Source organism: Pseudoalteromonas sp. GCY, from assembly GCF_016695175.1.
GTDB lineage: Bacteria > Pseudomonadota > Gammaproteobacteria > Enterobacterales > Alteromonadaceae > Pseudoalteromonas.
This window is the reverse complement of the sequence record NZ_CP068023.1, coordinates 1,603,648-1,622,500: the sequence shown is the minus strand read 5'-3', so window position 1 is coordinate 1,622,500 and position 18,853 is coordinate 1,603,648. Positions and strand designations below refer to the sequence as shown.

Here is an 18,853-nt window from a genome sequence, read left to right as displayed (position 1 = left end):
GAGTAACGAGGTTCGAACTCGTGACCTCGACCTTGGCAAGGTCGCGCTCTACCAGCTGAGCTATACTCGCGTTCCGTTTTGTATATAAAAATCATTTAGATTTGTTACATACAAATCCCGATATAAATGGTGCCCGGGGCCGGACTTGAACCGGCACGCTGTTACCAGCGAGGGATTTTAAATCCCTTGTGTCTACCAATTCCACCACCCGGGCATCGGGTCTGCTTTCGCATGTGGATATGTTGAGAAATGGAGGCGGAACCCGGAGTCGAACCGAGGTGGACGGATTTGCAATCCGCTGCATGGCCACTCTGCCATTCCGCCGCAAATTTGGAGCGAGTAACGAGGTTCGAACTCGTGACCTCGACCTTGGCAAGGTCGCGCTCTACCAGCTGAGCTATACTCGCGTTCCATTATTTAAATCTACTTATTACTAAGCATCTTTAAATTTTAACTTGCTAGGTGATGCTATCTAAATTTCATTTAGATGACATACTGCCCTCTCAACACGGACGCATTCTACAGAAGTTCTGGAACGCGTCAACATAAAAAATGAATGTTTTGAATCGTTTGCTCAAAATTTATCTAAACCGCTGGGTTTATAATCATTTCAAGTCAAGAATTAGTCAATTCTCCTTTTGCAGCATAGAGATACTGGATCATAGAAACTAATGTTAGCAATGTCGCGATAGCTAAAAGTGCGTAACTTAGCATTGTCATCCAATCTGATAATTGCCAAATCAAACCTATAATAGCTAACATCTGTGCAGCTGTTTTGAATTTGCCCAGCCAAGATACAGCAACACTACCTCTTTTACCTTGTTCAGCCATCCATTCACGCAGCGCAGAAATAACTATTTCTCTACTAATAATGACAACAGCAGAAATAGTAATGAAATAATTATCATAATGTGTAGCAAGTATCACTAAAGCAACACTGACCATCACCTTGTCGGCAACAGGATCTAAAAAAGCACCAAATGGCGTTGACTGTTCCAACTTACGAGCAAGATAGCCATCGAGGATATCGGTAACAGAAGCTAACCAGAAAATAAAAGCGGCGGCAAAAAACGCCCATGAATAAGGAAGATAAAAAACGACTGCAAACACGGGAATGAGTAGCAATCTAAATGTTGTGAGCGTATTTGGAATATTCCACATAACTACTTGGTATTGTCTTTTTTTCTATGTTCGCATGATTGCTTAAGCTTTGTCATGCAAATGATTAAATATCTTTTCAGCCATTTCAGGGCTGATCCCAGGAACTTGCTTTAATTGATGTATATTTGCAGATTTAACTCCCTGCATGCCTCCTAAAAACTTAAGTAGTGCCTGACGTCTTTTCTGACCTACGCCTTCAATCTCTTCAAGCACAGATTGCGTTCTTTGTTTTTGTCTTTTATTACGATGCCCTGCAATTGCAAAGCGATGTGATTCGTCGCGGATATGCTGGATAAGGTGTAATGCAGGTGAATCACTTTCGACATTCACCGTTTTACGACCACCATCTATTAGCAATGTTTCTAATCCAGGCTTTCGGCTTGTGCCTTTTGCAACCCCTATCAGTATCGGCATTTTATTGAGTTGCCAATCAGCGAAGAAAGATTCCGCCCTACCTAACTGTCCCTTACCACCATCAATAAAAATAATATCGGGTACTTTCGCTTCATCCGACATTTTGCCGTAGCGCTTATTTAATGCAAAATCCATCGCTGCGTAATCATCCCCAGGGGTGATCCCTGTGACGTTATATCTGCGATACTCTCTATTGTTTGGCCCTTGACCATCGAATACAACGCACGATGCGACCGTGTTTTCTCCCATGGTATGGCTGATATCAAAACACTCCATTCTTTGAATGTCTGACAGCCCTAGCACTGCTTTTAGTTTGGCATATCGTTTGGTGATTGAGTCTTGTGCACTTTGTTTAACTTCAATACTGTTTTGCGCATTTTTATTTGCTAATGCAAGATATTGGGCTCGTTCCCCACGAACGTTACATTTGAAATTAACTTTGCGCTTCGAAACTTGAGTCAGCGCGGCTTCTAATGCACTTCCCTCTTCTATTTCGAATGGCAATACAATTTCTTTAGCAATTCTAGAGTGGTTACCCGTTGAAATATAATACTGTCCAAGGAAAGAAGTTAGCACTTCATCTGCGCCAGAATCTTTTGGTACTTTTGGAAAATGTGTTTTCGTCCCAAGTACCTTATGTTCCCTTATCATCAGTACATGAATGGCCACTAAACCGTTCTTCTGCTCATAACCGATGACATCAAGCTCTGCAAAGTTCCCTGCAATGGACTGCTGTTCTTGCATTTGCCTTAATAAAGCAATTTGATCTCTGTGTTTTGCTGCTTTCTCAAAATCCAAAGACATACTGGCGGTTTCCATTCGTTCCACCAGTGCTGAAATAACGTCCTGAGAGCGTCCCGTCAAAAACTGTCGAACCATGGCAACTTGTTCTTGGTATTCTTCGTCGCTTACCTTGCCAACGCATGGTCCTGAACATCTTTTTAGCTGATACTGCAAACAAGGTCGGCTGCGTGCGCGGTAATACGCATCTTCGCATTGCCTAACAGGGAAAATCTTCTGCATTAACCTCAGACTTTCCGATACCGCAGCACTGCTCGGAAAAGGACCAAAATATTCGCCTTTTTGTTTTCTACTACCACGATGAAATGCAAGTCTTGGATGCTGATGGGCGCTCAGGAAAATATACGGATAACTTTTATCATCTCTTAAGAGGATGTTGTATCGTGGTTGGTATTTCTTAATTAAGTTATTTTCTAAAAGCAGCGCTTCGGTTTCGGTATTCGTTAACGTTACTTCAATATGGTCAATATTACTGACCAATACTCGCGTTTTACTATCTGTGATATTTGAACGGAAGTAGCTAGAAACTCGTTTTTTGAGGTTTTTTGCTTTACCAACATAGATAACCTGGTCGTCCACATCGTACATGCGGTACACACCAGGTTCTGTTGTTAATGTCTTGAGGAAAGGTTTGTAGTCAAATTCAGTCATTTAAAAAGAACTTAATGACTGCTATCTATATCGATCATTTTATGGCGAATAGCCAAGTGGGTTAATTCCACATCACCGCTCACATTGAGCTTTTCAAACATGCGATAGCGATAACTATTTACCGTCTTAGAGCTCAGGTTTAAGCGATCTGCAATATTTTGTGCTTTCTCACCTTTAGTGATCATGAGCATGATCTGCAATTCTCTTTCCGATAGCGATTGGAAAGGGTTTTCGTCATTGCGACCACTAAATTGCGCAAGGGCAATTTGCTGAGCAATTTCTGGCGCAATATAACGCTGGCCAGCATTAACCGCACGTATTGCATTGATCATTTCATCAGGGCCTGCACCTTTTGTTAGGTAACCATGCGCACCAATTTGCATTACCTTGCTAGGGAAAGGATCTTCACAATGTACGGTAAGCACAATAACTTTTACATCTGGACAGTAACGGCAAATCTTTTTGGTCGCTTCCAATCCACCAATACCAGGCATGTTCATGTCCATTAGCACAATGTCAGGCTCACTTTGGCGACAAAAGGTTACGGCTTCCTCACCGGTTTTGGCTTCTCCTACCACTTTAAAGCCACGCACATCATCTAAAATGCGTTTTATGCCAGTCCTGACAAGTTCATGATCATCAACTAAAAGCACATTAATCAATGGCACACCCTCTACATATATATTGGTAAAAGGAGCGAAGCAACCAACAGCCCCGCTTCCAGATGTTTGAGATTACCACATATTTTTTAAAAGCATAACGATAGAAACAAGAGAAAAATGCAATTTTGATATTAATTAACCAAATAGTTAATTAATGGAAGAAGTTGACTGATTATAATTTCATCGCTTTGTGATTTTAAAGGCAGCCGCTACGGCATTTTAGCCATAGCGACTTATAGTAGATTTATTTTTATATGACTCAGCTTTGCTTTGAAAATTTATCGACCCAAAGTGCAATCACACCATCACCGGTTACATTACATGCTGTGCCAAAACTATCTTGCGCTAAATATAAAGCAATCATCAATGCCACTGCGCCCTCATTAAAACCAAGCATACTGGTCAATAATCCAAGCGCTGACATAACCGCGCCACCCGGCGCACCAGGAGCCGCAATCATTACTACACCAAGCATAAATATAAATGGCAACATTTCCGACAATGACGGTACAACCATCTCAGGAGAAAGCAGCATCACAGCCATTGCGCAAGTCACTATGGTAATAGTCGACCCTGACAAATGGATCGTGGCACAGAGTGGTACGGTAAAATTCGCAACCTCTTCGTTAACATTATTAGATTTACTCGCACGAAGAGACACTGGAATAGTTGCCGCGCTCGACATAGTACCAATAGCGGTAAAATACGCAGGTAGCATATTTTTGATTAATTCCAATGGATTTCTACCAAGTAACAGGCCGCTCACCACAAACAAGGTGCTTAGCCATAACCAATGCATAATAATCGCGGCAAGCAATACCACGCCAAATGTACTTAGAGTATCAAATACCGTACCTGCTACTGCCATTTCAGCAAAAACACCTGCGATGTAAAGCGGTAATATTGGAATAATGACTTTCGCAAGCAGTGCATCTACCACATCTCTCGCTTCGTCAGTGACACCTTTAAGTTTAGTTAAGCCGCACTGGCTCATCCCAATACCAAAGATAAATGCCATTGCAAGTGCCGTCATCACTCCCATGAGCGGAGGGATCTCGATATTAATAAAGCTCTTAAGATGAGACTCTTCCACGGCTTGATATGCAACACCACCGTCAAAAAATGGAATGAAAGCATTAACTAATAAAAATGCTAACGTGCCAGCAATAATCGTTGAACCATAAGCAAAGCCGACTGTCTTACCAAGCAAGTGGCCCGATCCCTTTGGTAAGCCTGCTATACCTGAAGCAATAAAAAGCAGGATTATCAGAGGAATAGTAAAGCTGATAAGTTGCCCTATGATCACCTTGAAGGTGTATAAGAGCTCAACTAACACAGTTGGCAAGTACAGACCCGCCAACATACCAGCGACGATACCCGCCACTAGCTTCAATATAAGAGACATAGTTACTTCCTAGCAGATTTTCAAAGGCGTTGTTGTAACATGTTTTTGACCATCTTTGCTATTAATTCGATGGAGATAAATCGATTTGTACATTTTATGTATACATATTCGCCACCTAACGTAAATAATTGCAACTTGACGAAAATAAATTGTTTCAGCTCATTGCATATTATCTAATACTGGCAAAAGTCTCTGTAAAATAATTAAATTCATGCTTAAAGCTGTAACCTACTCTTTTGTCGCACTTAGTCTATCTAGTCAAGCATGGGCACTAGACCCAAATAAAATCCCATTTATCGATAGTTCTGCAAAAATTGATGGTGTACTTGAAGCCGATATTTGGCAACGTGCATTAGAAATAGATATCAACAACATCACTTGGCCATACGAGAACCAATCAAGTCCAGTACATACTAAGGCCTACGTATATGAGAATGGTCAATCTTTGTTTATTGCTTTTGATGCAAAGGACCCTAATCCTGAGTTGATCCGCGCATTTTATCGTGACCGTGACCGCGCCTGGGAAGATGATCTTGTCGGCATTAAAATTGATTCATTTAACAACGCCCAAAGCGCTTATCAGTTTTTCATCAATCCATTAGGTGTGCAACAAGACTCAATTGAAAACGAACTCACTAAAAGTGAGAATGGTTCTTGGAATGGGATCTGGGATAGCGTCGGAAAGATCAATAAAGACGGTTATGTTGTTGAAGTTGAAATCCCACTTCGTGTATTGAATTTCAACGACTCCGTCAAGAGCAAAACCATGGCTTTAGAGTTTCTGCGTTTTTATCCAAGAAATGAAAGGTTGCGTATATCCAGCATGCAATTGCAACATGCAAATTCTTGCTGGATCTGTCAAATGCCAAAATATCAAGGATTTGCTAATGCTAAGCAAGGTAGTAACTTTGCTGTTATTCCAACACTTGTCACCAATAGACAAGAATCTCGCGACATTAATGATGGTATCGCAGAGCCGTGGCAAGCCGACAATAATGTCGAGCCAGGTTTAGACGTAAAGTGGGCTATCACACCAGACACGACGCTAAACGCAACACTAAACCCTGATTTCTCACAAGTTGAAGCTGACACAGGACAATTGAGCGTTAACAATAGCTTTAGCCTATTTTTTCCTGAAAAACGGGCGTTCTTTTTAGATAATTCCGATTACTTTTCTTCTCACCTTAACCTTATTCATACTCGGAACATTTCAGCACCCGATTATGGCTTCAAGCTTACCGGTAATAAAAACGGCCACACTTTTGCAGGATTTATTGCCAACGATGAAAGACTCAATGTCGTTGTCCCCGGAAATTTGGGCTCGAGCGTTGTCTCATTAGAGAGAAAAAGCCAAAACATGGCGCTTAGATATCGTCATGACCTAAATAAAACCTTATCTGTAGGCGTGACATCGACGACTAGGCAAAGCGACGACTATCGCAACCAAGTTGCGAGTATAGACGCCAAATACAAGCCAACAGATAACGATACCCTACAAGTGCAGTTAATTGGCTCAGATACAGACTATGATAGCGCTTTCGCTGAAGCGTTATGTGATAGTACGCTCGCTGAGTGCGACCTAACCGAAAGTGTACTCAGAGTGATTGACGAAGATGACCGTGGTGCTGGTTATTACGTTAATTATGAGCACAATCGCAAGCATTGGAAGGCATTTACCAGCTATCAAGCTCGCGATGCAGCACTTAGAACCGATATGGGCTTTATCACTCAGGTCGACTTTAATAAATTTCTTTTCGGCGGTGAGTACCGTTGGTATGGTGATGACAACAACTGGTGGAACCGTGCACGTTGGTACGCCGACTGGGATATTTCCCACAACGCGCAAGGCGAGTTATTAGAAAAAGAAGTGCAAACCAACTTTGCAGTTGACGGCCCGTTGCAAAGTTTTCTTGATTTCGGTGTTGAACATAGAAAACGTACTGGACTGCGACATGATGAAACCCTTTTAGCGATTGACGGCAATACCGATCTATTTACCGAGAATTCACAGTGGACCTATATGGAGTTTAAGCCAATGGCTGGCGTTTTTGCAGGCTTGAACTTGAGGAAAGGAAACCGCGTTGACCTTGCTAACAACCGTCTTGGTGATTTGTATTTCGCCCGCCCGGTTATTAACGTCAATCTTGGCAAACATTTTGAAGTGAGATTCCGTCACACATTCGAAAAAATGAAAGCGGATGGCGCGGAAGTTTATACGGCAAATCTGAGCGATATACGCCTGACTTACCAATTCAACATTAATAGCTATCTGAGATTGGCAATCATCAACATGGATATTTCGCGAAACCAGAGCAATTATAACGATGATGTTGATGCGACATATAAAAGTATCAGCACCCAACTGCTCTATTCCTACAAACTAAACCCACAAACCGTTTTCTTTGCAGGCTATTCCGATCATGGTTATCAAGACGATGATTTGTCTAAGATAACTAAAGACGAAAAGACGGTATTTATGAAGTTCAGTTATGCCTGGTTGATTTAAATATCAAACTTTAAATAACTATTGGCTATAAGCAAATTTGATATATCTTATAGCCAATCTTTCCTTTCGTTTTGCGAAATGCGCAGTAAAGTGATGGAATACAAGCAAACCTAGATTAGGGAACACAAATGACTAAAGTATATGCAGACAACAGTCTAACTATCGGTAATACACCGCTGGTTAAAATCAATCGCGTTTCTGGCGGCAATGTTTACGCAAAGGTGGAAGCGCGTAACCCAAGCTTCAGCGTTAAATGCCGTATTGGTGCATCTATGATCTGGGAAGCTGAAAAAGCGGGTCTTCTTAGCGAAGGTAAAGAGCTTATTGAACCAACTTCAGGTAACACGGGTATTGCACTGGCTTTCGTTGCAGCCTCTCGTGGTTATAAGTTGACGCTTACAATGCCAAATACGATGAGCCTTGAGCGTCGTAAACTGCTAAAAGCACTTGGTGCAAATTTGGTGCTAACAGAAGGCGCTAAGGGCATGAAAGGCGCTATTGAAAAAGCAAATGAAATCCAAGCAAGTAACCCTGAAAAATATGTGTTACTGCAACAGTTTGAAAACCCAGCAAACCCGAAGATCCACTTTGAAACAACGGGTCCAGAAATTTTTGATGCACTTGAAGGTAATATCGATTACTTCGTTGCGGGCGTTGGTACGGGTGGCACTATCACCGGTGTTTCACGCTATCTGAAAAATGAAAAAGGCCTAAATGTTAAGTCAATCGCTGTTGAGCCAGTCGACTCACCAGTTATCACGCAAACCCTTGCGGGCGACGAAGTAAAACCGGGTCCACACAAAATTCAAGGGATTGGCGCTGGCTTTATTCCGGGCAACCTAGATCTTGAGCTTATTGATGGCGTTGAGTTGGTGTCTAATGAAGATGCAATTGCAATGGCACTTCAGCTGATGAAAGACGAAGGTATTTTAGTAGGTATTTCTTCAGGTGCTGCCCTAGTTGCCGCAAAGCGTATTGCCGAGCAACCTGAAAATGCTGATAAAAACATCGTGGTTATTTTGCCAAGCGCTGCAGAACGTTACCTAACTAGCCCACTATTTGCAGACACATTTTCTGAACAAGAATTAGTGCAATAAGAGTTGAGCTTCATATTCTAGATTACCAAGGGGCATCACTGCCCCTTTGTTTTTTATATTATTCCTTTTAATTTCACCTCCCTTCACTACACTTTATCTATTCTCTACGTTTTTTTGACTTCGATGATTGTAAAGACCTTATTATTCATATTCTTTCTCATGTTTAGTAGCTTCATCTATGGAGAGAATTTAAACGTTGCCTACTTTAAGGGTGGAGAATTTCGCCTTGTTGCTGGAGAAAAGTATCAAGGGGGCTATCTATACAATAAGAAAGGCAAAAATGCCTTCATTCATATTGTGACATTAGATTGGCCACCTTATATCGGTGCAAACCTCTGTAATAAAGGCTGGGCCTTTCAGTTTGCTGTCGCACTGCTTACAGACTTAGATTATCAAGTGTATGTTGAATTTTTGCCTTGGGCTCGTGCCGTAAGGGCTGCGGAAACGGGCAAAGCCGATATTTTATTCCCTGAATACTATATTGAGGATTCAGCACCGTCTGACAATCACAAGAATAAAACCCGCAGAGAGCTACTTGCTTTATCTAATGCCTTTCCTGGTGGTGAAATCGGCTTTTTGAAGCGAAGAGGTGAAGAAGACCGCTTTGACGGTAATCTAAACTCAGTTAAGAATGAGCTCATTGGTGTCGTGAGAGGCTATCAAAATACCCCTGAGTTTGATGCTATGATGGATAACGGTGAGTTTGTAACGGTAGAAGCCGTAAATGATTTACAGCTGGTGAAGTTACTCGTCGGTAAACGCGTAAATTTAGTAATAGGCGATCCAAAAGTGCTGCGCTTTACGGTCAATTATTCAGACTTACCTAGAGCTGAGAAAATTGAATTACTGAGAAACATAGAAAACGTGACACCGCCTATAAAGTATAATCACCTCTACTTTGCGCTTAGCAAGCAAAAGCCACATTGGCGTGAATTGCTCAAAGATATCAATCGCAATCTCTATCAATTTGAGAACAGTGGTGAAACGCAAAGAATGATCGAAATGGTCAGTAACGAGTGTTATTAACCTCTACATACAGATTAACGCCTAAGCACCGCGGTTTGTTCAATGCCTCAGCTTAAACACACCGCATTTTTAGCTAAAATACGCTTAGGTAAATCGCTTTAGTTAATCCCTAAATACTTGTGCACTTGAACTGATAAGCGCCAATTTTTCGCTTTGCAATTGTCTATTGCAAGCTTAGTGGCCTTGGCTTTTTGGCTAATTGGCTGAAGGTACACTAACTTTGGCTCAACTCCAGTTTGTGCAAATAACGCCTCTAATTCCTCAATATGCTTTTGCATCGCGACGGGGTGCTTTATCTCATCGGCACGAGCCATCGCACTTGGAAGTACTTTGTAACCTCCACGCATATTAACTTTTGGCGACACGGTAACCCAAGTTTCAGCTGGCGCGAGGATCTCAAATGTACCGCTGGTTTCAATCTGTGTGCTGTACCCTTTACTATGCAATAACTCGCATAACGGGCGAAGATCAAACATACAAGGTTCACCACCGGTGATCACCACATGCTTGGCTTGGTAGCCCCGCGACTCGAAAATCGCCAAGATCTCGTCAGCACTCGCGTTCGCCCACCACTCTGAATCAGCCTTTTTTTCTACAGTGTTATCCAATGAAACAATAAAAGTGTCGTTGGTTTCCCAGGTTTGTTTGGTATCACACCAAGCGCAACCAACTGGACAGCCCTGCAAGCGTAAAAAGATTGAAGGCGTACCAGTGAAGCTTGCTTCACCCTGAATTGTTTCAAATATTTCGTTAACCTTGTACAAAATGGCCCCGTGTTTAAGATAAAGTTGTCGAAAAATACCGCGAGAAAATTGTCATTTCTCCAGCGGCCGTGTAGTATATCGCGCCCTGAAGTAAACCTCTATCAAAATCGAGGCAAATCACCTATGAGCGAAAAAGTTGTCGTCATCTATTCCGGCGGAATGGACTCTTACACTGTATTAAACAAGGCTGTCCGCGAGGGCCATGAGGTTTATGCACTGTCTTTTAACTATGGCCAGCGACATGTAAAAGAGCTACAAGTTGCCGCTGACGTATGTGCAAAACTCGGCGTTGCTCATAAGGTCGTTGATATTTCTGCTATCAATCAATTATTGTCAGGCTCTAGCCTAACAGATGACATCGATGTGCCAGAAGGCCACTATGAAGAAGAGAGCATGAAGAGCACGATTGTGCCTAATCGCAATATGATTTTGCTTTCTCTTGCGGTAGGTTACGCTGTCTCTCTAAAAGCAAATAAGGTATTTTACGGTGCTCACTCTGGCGATCATGCAATTTATCCAGATTGCCGCCCAGAGTTCGTTAAAAAGATGGATGATGTTTGTCGCATTGCGAACTACGACGCCGTTGAAATTGTGAGTCCTTACCTTAACAACTCAAAAATTGATATCCTGACTGACGGTCTAAAAATGGGATTAGATTACGCTGACACTTGGACGTGTTACAACGGCCGCGAAAAAGCATGTGGTAAGTGTGGTGCTTGCCAAGAGCGTCTCGAAGCGTTTGAACTAAACCACGCGACAGATCCGCTCCCGTACGAATAATCGTATCGAAAAAGGCCTCTGTTGAGGCCTTTTTCATATGCTTTTCAAGTGCTTCACTTTACTGGAAGCGTCATACCTTCAAATAGCTTGTCGATATCATCTTGATTTCGTAGCAAACTTGCACGCTCTACCACATCTTTTGTGAGATGCGGTGCAAATCGCTCAATAAAGTCGTACATGTAGCCTCTTAGGAAGCTTCCTTTTCTGAAACCTATTTTTGTCGTACTTGCTTCAAATAGGTGACTCGCATCGATGCAAACTAAGTCGCTATCAGACTTTTCATCAAGTGCCATTGACGCTAATACGCCAACGCCGAGCCCTAATCTTACATAGGTTTTAATCACATCAGCGTCTGTTGCTGTAAACACGATGTGTGGCTCCAAACCATGAGCATTAAATGCTTTATCAAGTTCTGAGCGGCCAGTAAAACCAAATACATAAGTGATCAATGGATATTTAGCGACGTCTTGCACCGTCAGTGCACTGCCTTTTTGTGCAAGAGGATGGTCTTTGGCGACCACAATACTGCGATTCCAGTGATAGCAAGGTAGCATGACCAGATCACTGTACAAATGCAGTGCCTCGGTAGCGATAGCAAAGTCAGCATCACCTCGAGCGGCAGCATCAGAGATTTGCTGTGGCGTGCCTTGATGCATGTGTAAAGAAACCGCAGGGTATTTTTTCATAAACCCTTGGATCACAGGAGGTAATGCGTAACGAGCTTGTGTATGCGTCGTTGCGATGTTCAGTTTACCTTGATCTGGTAAGGTATGTTCATTTGCGACCGCTTTGATCCCTTCCACTTTAGAGAGGATCTCACGAGCAATATTAATAATTTCATTACCCGCGCCCGTAACATGCGTTAAATGCTTACCGCTACGGCCAAAAATTTGCACCCCCAACTCGTCTTCAAGCATGCGCACTTGCTTTGAAATACCAGGTTGAGAGGTATATAAACTTTCCGCCGTCGCTGACACATTAAGGTTGTGATTCAACACTTCGACGATATATCTCAATTGTTGTAATTTCATATTGCTTTTATTCTTATGATCTCTTGATGTTGAGCATCAGCCCATAGCAAAACCGCTTTTTGTTAGCGAGTTTAGTGCAAAGCGATAAAAACCGCCTGTTACGACCTTATGTAGGCTAGCACATTTGGTAAAAATGAGGTAGCCAAGAGGTACTAAATATCAGCATTTTCACTGACGCTCCGACAGTCACTTGGCCAAATGGCGGATATTTTGACACGCTTTTGCAAACTCTCGAGCTAAATCTGGCGACTATCTTTCACTAAAACTAACCGCTCATTTAGGCATCGGCTATACTAAAAAATAATGAATTCTTTATCTTTTTTACAGGTTATTGTCGTAAACCTGTTCAGAATAGTACGAATTCATGTAAGATTAAAAAATTACACTGGTGGTTACATGAAAGAGATTTCAGTATGTTTGTTTCTATTATAATAATGTTGATTGTTGCACTTATCGTCATAGCAGTTTGGGTAAGCGCGATCCAGCAACATAAAGAGAAACAAGAAGCAGAGAGACGCAAAGAACTTGCTAAGCAAAAGCGCGTAATAGAAGAAGCAGAAGACGTCATCATGAATGGCAGCAATATTCCGATGTCTGAAGTCATGATCCGTATTATTCAGCGCCGCGTGCATGACGCTTTAGCCGCGATGGTGGAGTTGTCTCCGACTTCGAGAGAATTAAAAAGTCGTTTACACGAGTCGCAAGAGCGCTTAAATACTCAGCCTGAAAAAACAGCAGACTCAGACTCGATTGCACTTCCTGACAACGACAAACAAATTATCGCATTAGTTCAAGGCATAAAGAAATTACGCCAACTGCTTCGCTCTGAGCATAGTAAAGGCAAAGTAGACACTCAACTGTTCGTTAATGAAGACCGTAGGCTCGAGCGATTTCAGCTTAAAATCAATGTTGAAAGCCAGATAAAACGAGGGCTTTCAGCGAGGACCGCAAATATGGTCGGTTCAGCAAGACAATACTTTGAAAAAGCTTACGCTACAATTTGCGCTGTCTCATATAATGATGACTATGTAAAAGAGAAAAAAGCACAACTGGAAGGTTATTTAGAAGAGATCAGCAGTGAACTTAGAGCGTCTAACGCATCAGCGGTGAAAAAGAAAGCAGAGCAAGAACAAGACGACTTGGACGTATTGTTTGCACCGAAGAAAAAGTGGTAACACCACAATTTACATAAAAGGCTGGTCTCCCAGCCTTTTTATTACAAGTGAAGTAAACCCACTTGCTTAACCAAAAGCAAACTTAACGATAAAGAGTACTGTCAGTACCCAAACGCTGATACTGATTTCATTTGCTTTGTTACACGCCAATTTAACTGCCGTATAAGAAATAAAACCCAAAGCAATACCATGTGCGATTGAAAACGTAAGCGGTGTCATCAATAACACAACACTGACCGGAATAGCATCGCTCATCTCATCCCAGTTAATCAACTTTAGGTTTTGCAGCATTAATACCGACACATACAGTATCGCGCCTGCTGTTGCATAAGCGGGAACCATTTGTGCCAGTGGCGCAAAGAACATCATGAGTAAGAAGCAGGTCCCCACAACCACGGCTGTCAATCCTGTTCGGCCACCAACGGATACACCTGACACTGATTCAATGTATGAAGTTGTCGTTGAGGTACCGAGCACTGAGCCTGCAATCGTCGCTGTACTATCAGCTGACAGTGCTCTACCCAGTCTTGGCATACGACCATGCTCGTCAGATAATCCGGCCTTTTGCGTCACCGCAACCAATGTGCCACTGGTATCAAATAAATCGACAAATAAAAATGCAAACACAACACTGAGCATGGACAGCTCAAAAATTCCGCTCAAATCCAACTGCATATAGGTCGGCGCGATGCTTGGGGGCATATCAACAACCCCGTGATAATCTACAAGCCCAAGCCCCCACGCAATACCCGTTACCATTAAAATGCTGATAAGCACGCCACTTTTTACTTCACGGTACATGAGCGCCGCAATCACAAAAAAGCTCGCAATGGCTAATAGCGGGCCGGGAGAAGTGATATCACCAAGTTGTACTAATGTAGCATCGCTTGCGATAACAATTTTCGCGTTCTTTAGCGCGATTAACGCTAAGAATGCGCCAATACCTGCCGCGATCGCACGCTTTAGCACGATAGGTATAGCTTGGATCACCCACTCACGAACCTTGAATACGCTCAAAAATAGAAATAAACAGCCCGACATAAATACCGCGCCTAATGCACTTTGCCATGTATAACCCATGCCAAGCACAACACCATAGGTAAAAAAGGCGTTTAAGCCCATTCCAGGCGCAAGCGCTAAAGGATAGTTTGCCCATAGCCCCATAATAAAACAGCCGATTGCGGCTGCGATACAAGTTGCTACAAAAGCAGCGCCGTGATCCATACCAGCTTCTGCTAGCATTGCAGGGTTTACGAAAACGATGTAAACCATAGTAACGAATGTCGTCAAGCCAGCAATCACCTCGGTTCTTACATTGGTGTGCATAGCTTGCAGTGAAAATAACCGCTCGAGCATAACTAAAATTACAAATTTGAGGAACAAGTGGTTGGATTTTAACACGAATCACTTTAAAACTCGGACAAAATAGTTAAAATTCAGCTACACTCTGCTTATCAACATTATTGCGAATAAAGATATGGATCAAAATAGCACCGACAACTCAGCAAATCATGACTTAGAACAGCAGCTGCTGAATGTGCTTGAATTTGTAACGTCGCCATTAAAAGCGGACGCAAAATTTCCAGATCTTCACGACAATACCCAAGCTTTGAAAAAAGGCCTCTATTACCTAAAAGAAAAATCTTTTCCGCTCGCGGCAAAATGGCTAAGACTGGCGGCGATGTCTGGTGATTTAAAGGCACAGTTTTTTTTAGGTTTGTTGTTTATGAAAGGTCAAGGAGTGCCACCCAGCCCCTTTCATGCAGCCGCTTGGTTAAGTTTGGCCAGCAGCCAAGGGCACAAAGGCGCCGAACAGGTACTACTAGATGTACGTCGCTTCCTTACAACTAAGCGCTTTAGAGATGCACAGTGCTATGCTGCAACACTTTACGAGCAAATCCATCAACTACAGCATATTAGCCAGTAAATTAAATCTTACTCACCCAAAAAATGTTGGCTAAGCGTAGCCAAGCCTCTCTAAAGTAAACTTACGCTTTCCCTCTGCGACGATTAAAATAGATACAGTAGGAAAACTTACTATTGCTTTACTCATACTGAACTTTCGTCAATTAAGCTTTCATTTCAAAAAATCACAACCTATTGTTTTATATTGAAAATTTAAACTACATAAAAATTAAGCTTAAATATTGATTAAAAAGCTAGCAATTTCCCTTGCATTCACACACTGTATAAACTACTGTATACACATACTGTATAGATAACCAGTGAGACAATTATGTTACACAGCAATGCACTTCTACAGCCAAACAATTCAACTTATTACACACTTAACGAAATCAATAATGTAATAGCTGAAGATGAGATCGTCGCTAGCTTAGAGTTACTTAAAGTTTTACATAAATGTCAGCATAAACAAGGCTGGACGCTACTCGTTGCACCCGATAATGTACCAAACAAGTCACTACTAGAAAGCGCTTCAGTTGATGCAAGCAAGTTGCTCGTCATTAGGCAAAAGCACATATACGACCTTGAGTATGTACTTAAAAGTGCTATCAGCAATGGTAATTTCGCTGCTGTGGTGATTTGGACAGATATTGCTTCTGTGCAAACTATCAACAAAATGGAACTGCCGGTATCTGACGTTGCGATCCACTGTTTTCAAAGCGCTTAACAAGCTACAATAACAGGATATAAATTTGTTAAAACTGAAGTTTTTATGTCTTGTTATTGCAATTCATCTCTTCCCTATTCACAATGTTGTGAGCCTTATCTTAAGGGACAAAAATTCGCAGAGCGTCCACAAATACTCATGCGCTCTCGCTATACTGCATACTGCTTAAAAGATGCAAAGTATATTCATGACACCTACGCCCATGCTGAACAAGCACAAAACAATGTCAACGATATTGCTGCATTTGCTAATTACGCACACTTTATAAAATTGGAAGTGCTAGAAGAAGTAGTAGAAGCTACTCAGGGGATCGTTGAGTTTAAGGCGCACTATATCGCGGAAAACACGCATTATATACTCCATGAGCGGTCAAATTTTATTACCGAAGCAGGCAGATGGTATTACTTAGATGGCGAATTGTACGATACGCCTACAACCAAAGTAGGCAGAAATGACGTCTGTCCGTGCGGCAGTGATAAAAAGTACAAAAAGTGCCACGGTAGCTAAAGTAACCTGAATTAGAGATTAGATACAAGGCAATAAAAAAGGCTTGAAGAAGCGAGCTAAGGATGATTAAGGGCCATTCAGCTTAAACATGAAGCGCGATAAGCATGGCGTTTAATGTCATAACGAAGCGAATAGCTGTAAAATGGCAAGTTTAATACCAGTTTGACTTATACTTGCTCAATTTGAAGGAGTAAAAGCTGCTGATGTTGTTACGCCGTCGCGCGTAACATACTCTGCATATCTCCCGTTGCAATTTGATCATAGAAACCAGCCGCATCCATTGCTTTATCAGCAACTAAGGCCAGTTTACCTTGCGCGCTCGCCAAACGTCTTTTAACCGCTGGTTCCAAATTTTCTACAACGTCGAGTGGAATATGCTTTTTATCATTTCGTGCAGCAAAAGGTTCTGGATTTAAATTTTCCTGCAATCGCAAAGTCGCCATCGCCCCCATAGATACCAGCTGCGCGTTATGCTGACCAATAAGCATATTGTACTCTTTTGGCGCAAGCGGCTTTTGTGGACCTATTTCAAATTGCTTTTTTAGTGTTTCTTCTGAGTTATCTTTTGCGGCAGCTTCAGATTTTGGTAGGTGAAATTGGCTAAAATCTAATGCATCGGTTGATAGCATAGATAACAGCATGGCAAAATCGGCAGAGCGCGTCTCATGAACACTAATGTTCAATGCGGATCCTAATTGCGACTCACTGATTAAAACGCCATCAATTTGCATGTATTCCAACCGATTATTTTGCTAATTATGAATTTATCGGCCTTTTTCCGAAAAACTTTAGTAGTTTTCTTTACTTCGAAAAAAACTTTGTTATTATCACCGCCGTTGTTTAGGAGGGGTTCCCGAGCGGCCAAAGGGATCAGACTGTAAATCTGACGGCTCAGCCTTCGCTGGTTCGAATCCAGCTCCCTCCACCATAAACAACAGTTACAATTTCGGAGGGGTTCCCGAGCGGCCAAAGGGATCAGACTGTAAATCTGACGGCTCAGCCTTCGCTGGTTCGAATCCAGCTCCCTCCACCACTTTCAAATTGTAACGCTTTAAAATGTATGGAGGGGTTCCCGAGCGGCCAAAGGGATCAGACTGTAAATCTGACGGCTCAGCCTTCGCTGGTTCGAATCCAGCTCCCTCCACCACTTTTAAAGTAAACGCTCCAAATGATGGAGGGGTTCCCGAGCGGCCAAAGGGATCAGACTGTAAATCTGACGGCTCAGCCTTCGCTGGTTCGAATCCAGCTCCCTCCACCACCTTCTATTGTGTTACCTCACCATAAGCTTACATATATAAACGAGCTTAAAAACAATCCAAAGCCAAAAATCAAATGTGCTGCCATACTTTTTACCCTTGCCTTATTCGGCTCTGGTAATTTAGATGCTGCGATCCCTGCGCCAAAACAGGGTTGCATAATAAAAAATGGAAAAACACACGTTATTAAGCCAAAAACTAACGCAATCAAAAGGCTAGGCTCAATCAACCAAGGCTTACCCACGCTCAGCAGTAGCACCAAGGTGAATAAAATCCCGGTGAGATAATGCATGCCCCAGCCAATGACACGTTCACCAGATATTGGTTTACTACGCCCGATACCTTGATGCGTGAGTTGACCTTGACACAAGTGTCCAATCCACCTACCAACCAACGCATAATCTAAGCCCTTTATGGCAAACAAGCGACTTAGCACAACTGCCCACAAATCCATAACGATCGTTGCACCTACGCCAATCACGACTGCTGGCATTAACATCGAATATAGGTTTTCCACTACTTTTACTCCTCTTTTTTACTGATAGCCGCTATCCTACTAGTTCAAGTTAACTTTAAGTCAAGGGCAAGAATGGATATCAGTGAAGTTGCAAAGAAGTCAGGTTTACCCGCTTCCACGCTTAGATATTATGAAGAAAAAGGGCTGATCCGATCGATTGGTCGACAAGGGCTCAAACGTGTTTTCCCCCCTTCGATACTTGAACGTCTAGCACTTATTACACTTGGCAGAAACGCAGGCTTTTCGTTAGATGAAATAGCAGACATGTTTACCCCCGAGGGTAAAGCGGATATTGATAGGGTGAAGTTACAATCCAAAGCGGATCAATTAAATGAAACCATTAAGCATTTAACTGCAATGCGAGATGGCCTCTATCATGCTGCAAAATGCCCTGCGCCAAGCCATTTTGAATGTCCTACATTTCAAAAGCTGTTAAAACGGGCGGCAAAAGCGAGGCCCGACAAATAA

At 42.3% G+C, this 18,853-nt stretch carries 18 protein-coding genes and 8 tRNA genes (1 of these 26 cut by a window edge); 13 read left to right on the top strand and 13 right to left on the bottom strand.

The window, feature by feature from the left end:
- The 8 genes from JJQ94_RS12340 to JJQ94_RS12305 all read right to left on the bottom strand — a co-directional run.
- Positions 1 to 70: transfer RNA gene (locus tag JJQ94_RS12340), tRNA-Gly, on the bottom strand (it extends 6 nt beyond the left edge of the window).
- 57 nt (positions 71 to 127) lie between these two features.
- Positions 128 to 214, bottom strand: a tRNA-Leu gene (locus JJQ94_RS12335).
- 36 nt (positions 215 to 250) lie between these two features.
- Positions 251 to 324: transfer RNA gene (locus tag JJQ94_RS12330), tRNA-Cys, on the bottom strand.
- 7 nt (positions 325 to 331) lie between these two features.
- A tRNA-Gly gene (locus tag JJQ94_RS12325) sits at positions 332 to 407 on the bottom strand.
- Between the two features lie 208 nt (positions 408 to 615).
- Positions 616 to 1,161, bottom strand: coding sequence for a CDP-diacylglycerol--glycerol-3-phosphate 3-phosphatidyltransferase (gene pgsA, locus JJQ94_RS12320; protein ID WP_010375584.1), 546 nt, complete (start codon positions 1,159 to 1,161; stop codon positions 616 to 618).
- A gap of 42 nt (positions 1,162 to 1,203) precedes the next feature.
- Positions 1,204 to 3,027 carry an excinuclease ABC subunit UvrC gene (gene uvrC, locus JJQ94_RS12315; protein WP_099031428.1) on the bottom strand — a complete coding sequence of 608 codons (1,824 nt, stop codon included), beginning with the start codon at positions 3,025 to 3,027 and terminating at the stop codon, positions 1,204 to 1,206.
- Between the two features lie 11 nt (positions 3,028 to 3,038).
- The gene (gene uvrY, locus JJQ94_RS12310) at positions 3,039 to 3,689 is read right to left on the bottom strand and encodes a UvrY/SirA/GacA family response regulator transcription factor (RefSeq protein WP_010606537.1); all 651 of its coding nucleotides are present in this window, start codon (positions 3,687 to 3,689) and stop codon (positions 3,039 to 3,041) included.
- Between the two features lie 259 nt (positions 3,690 to 3,948).
- Positions 3,949 to 5,094 carry a dicarboxylate/amino acid:cation symporter gene (locus JJQ94_RS12305; RefSeq protein WP_099031429.1) on the bottom strand — a complete coding sequence of 382 codons (1,146 nt, stop codon included), beginning with the start codon at positions 5,092 to 5,094 and terminating at the stop codon, positions 3,949 to 3,951.
- Between the two features lie 211 nt (positions 5,095 to 5,305).
- On the opposite strand from JJQ94_RS12305, the gene JJQ94_RS12300 reads away from it, so the two are divergent.
- The 3 genes from JJQ94_RS12300 (at position 5,306) to JJQ94_RS12290 (ending at position 9,723) form a co-directional block, all read left to right on the top strand.
- The gene (locus tag JJQ94_RS12300) at positions 5,306 to 7,600 is read left to right on the top strand and encodes a carbohydrate binding family 9 domain-containing protein (RefSeq protein WP_099031430.1); all 2,295 of its coding nucleotides are present in this window, start codon (positions 5,306 to 5,308) and stop codon (positions 7,598 to 7,600) included.
- Positions 7,601 to 7,728: 128 nt separating this feature from the next.
- On the top strand, positions 7,729 to 8,697 hold the full coding sequence (cysK, locus tag JJQ94_RS12295) for a cysteine synthase A (protein WP_099031431.1): 969 nt from the start codon (positions 7,729 to 7,731) through the stop codon (positions 8,695 to 8,697).
- 159 nt (positions 8,698 to 8,856) lie between these two features.
- The gene (locus JJQ94_RS12290) at positions 8,857 to 9,723 is read left to right on the top strand and encodes a substrate-binding periplasmic protein (RefSeq protein WP_017218900.1); all 867 of its coding nucleotides are present in this window, start codon (positions 8,857 to 8,859) and stop codon (positions 9,721 to 9,723) included.
- 98 nt (positions 9,724 to 9,821) lie between these two features.
- On the opposite strand, the gene queE is transcribed toward JJQ94_RS12290, so the two are convergent.
- Positions 9,822 to 10,487: a 7-carboxy-7-deazaguanine synthase QueE gene (gene queE, locus JJQ94_RS12285; protein WP_099031432.1), complete on the bottom strand. Its 666-nt coding sequence runs from the start codon at positions 10,485 to 10,487 to the stop codon at positions 9,822 to 9,824.
- 123 nt (positions 10,488 to 10,610) lie between these two features.
- On the opposite strand from queE, the gene queC reads away from it, so the two are divergent.
- Positions 10,611 to 11,267, top strand: coding sequence for a 7-cyano-7-deazaguanine synthase QueC (gene queC, locus JJQ94_RS12280; protein ID WP_010375567.1), 657 nt, complete (start codon positions 10,611 to 10,613; stop codon positions 11,265 to 11,267).
- Between the two features lie 53 nt (positions 11,268 to 11,320).
- On the opposite strand, the gene cysB is transcribed toward queC, so the two are convergent.
- Entirely contained in the window at positions 11,321 to 12,298 is a 978-nt protein-coding gene (gene cysB / locus JJQ94_RS12275; RefSeq protein ID WP_010375565.1) for an HTH-type transcriptional regulator CysB, read from the bottom strand.
- A gap of 413 nt (positions 12,299 to 12,711) precedes the next feature.
- Between cysB and JJQ94_RS12270 the strand changes: the two genes are divergently transcribed.
- Positions 12,712 to 13,473 (top strand): hypothetical protein, encoded by a 762-nt coding sequence (locus JJQ94_RS12270; protein ID WP_099031433.1) that lies wholly within the window; start codon positions 12,712 to 12,714, stop codon positions 13,471 to 13,473.
- A gap of 66 nt (positions 13,474 to 13,539) precedes the next feature.
- Here the strand turns inward: JJQ94_RS12270 and JJQ94_RS12265 are convergent, their stop codons facing one another.
- Positions 13,540 to 14,829 carry an NCS2 family permease gene (locus JJQ94_RS12265; protein ID WP_099031474.1) on the bottom strand — a complete coding sequence of 430 codons (1,290 nt, stop codon included), beginning with the start codon at positions 14,827 to 14,829 and terminating at the stop codon, positions 13,540 to 13,542.
- A gap of 121 nt (positions 14,830 to 14,950) precedes the next feature.
- Between JJQ94_RS12265 and JJQ94_RS12260 the strand changes: the two genes are divergently transcribed.
- The 3 genes from JJQ94_RS12260 (at position 14,951) to JJQ94_RS12250 (ending at position 16,612) form a co-directional block, all read left to right on the top strand.
- On the top strand, positions 14,951 to 15,400 hold the full coding sequence (locus tag JJQ94_RS12260) for a tetratricopeptide repeat protein (RefSeq protein WP_010375560.1): 450 nt from the start codon (positions 14,951 to 14,953) through the stop codon (positions 15,398 to 15,400).
- Positions 15,401 to 15,709: 309 nt separating this feature from the next.
- Positions 15,710 to 16,105, top strand: coding sequence for a SulA-like leucine-rich domain-containing protein (locus tag JJQ94_RS12255; protein WP_010606528.1), 396 nt, complete (start codon positions 15,710 to 15,712; stop codon positions 16,103 to 16,105).
- A gap of 45 nt (positions 16,106 to 16,150) precedes the next feature.
- Positions 16,151 to 16,612: a YchJ family protein gene (locus JJQ94_RS12250; RefSeq protein ID WP_141557629.1), complete on the top strand. Its 462-nt coding sequence runs from the start codon at positions 16,151 to 16,153 to the stop codon at positions 16,610 to 16,612.
- Positions 16,613 to 16,821: 209 nt separating this feature from the next.
- On the opposite strand, the gene JJQ94_RS12245 is transcribed toward JJQ94_RS12250, so the two are convergent.
- Positions 16,822 to 17,343, bottom strand: a complete 522-nt coding sequence (locus JJQ94_RS12245; protein WP_099031435.1) for a VC2046/SO_2500 family protein — start codon at positions 17,341 to 17,343, stop codon at positions 16,822 to 16,824.
- Positions 17,344 to 17,455: 112 nt separating this feature from the next.
- On the opposite strand from JJQ94_RS12245, the gene JJQ94_RS12240 reads away from it, so the two are divergent.
- From JJQ94_RS12240 to JJQ94_RS12225, 4 genes are all read left to right on the top strand, one after another.
- Positions 17,456 to 17,540, top strand: a tRNA-Tyr gene (locus tag JJQ94_RS12240).
- Positions 17,541 to 17,560: 20 nt separating this feature from the next.
- Positions 17,561 to 17,645: transfer RNA gene (locus JJQ94_RS12235), tRNA-Tyr, on the top strand.
- A 29-nt stretch (positions 17,646 to 17,674) separates the two neighbouring features.
- Positions 17,675 to 17,759, top strand: a tRNA-Tyr gene (locus JJQ94_RS12230).
- A 26-nt stretch (positions 17,760 to 17,785) separates the two neighbouring features.
- Positions 17,786 to 17,870 (top strand) — tRNA-Tyr (locus tag JJQ94_RS12225).
- 17 nt (positions 17,871 to 17,887) lie between these two features.
- On the opposite strand, the gene JJQ94_RS12220 is transcribed toward JJQ94_RS12225, so the two are convergent.
- Complete coding sequence (locus tag JJQ94_RS12220; RefSeq protein WP_236596599.1) at positions 17,888 to 18,385, bottom strand: DUF2938 domain-containing protein; 498 nt, start codon at positions 18,383 to 18,385, stop codon at positions 17,888 to 17,890.
- 72 nt (positions 18,386 to 18,457) lie between these two features.
- On the opposite strand from JJQ94_RS12220, the gene JJQ94_RS12215 reads away from it, so the two are divergent.
- Positions 18,458 to 18,853: a helix-turn-helix domain-containing protein gene (locus tag JJQ94_RS12215; protein WP_099031436.1), complete on the top strand. Its 396-nt coding sequence runs from the start codon at positions 18,458 to 18,460 to the stop codon at positions 18,851 to 18,853.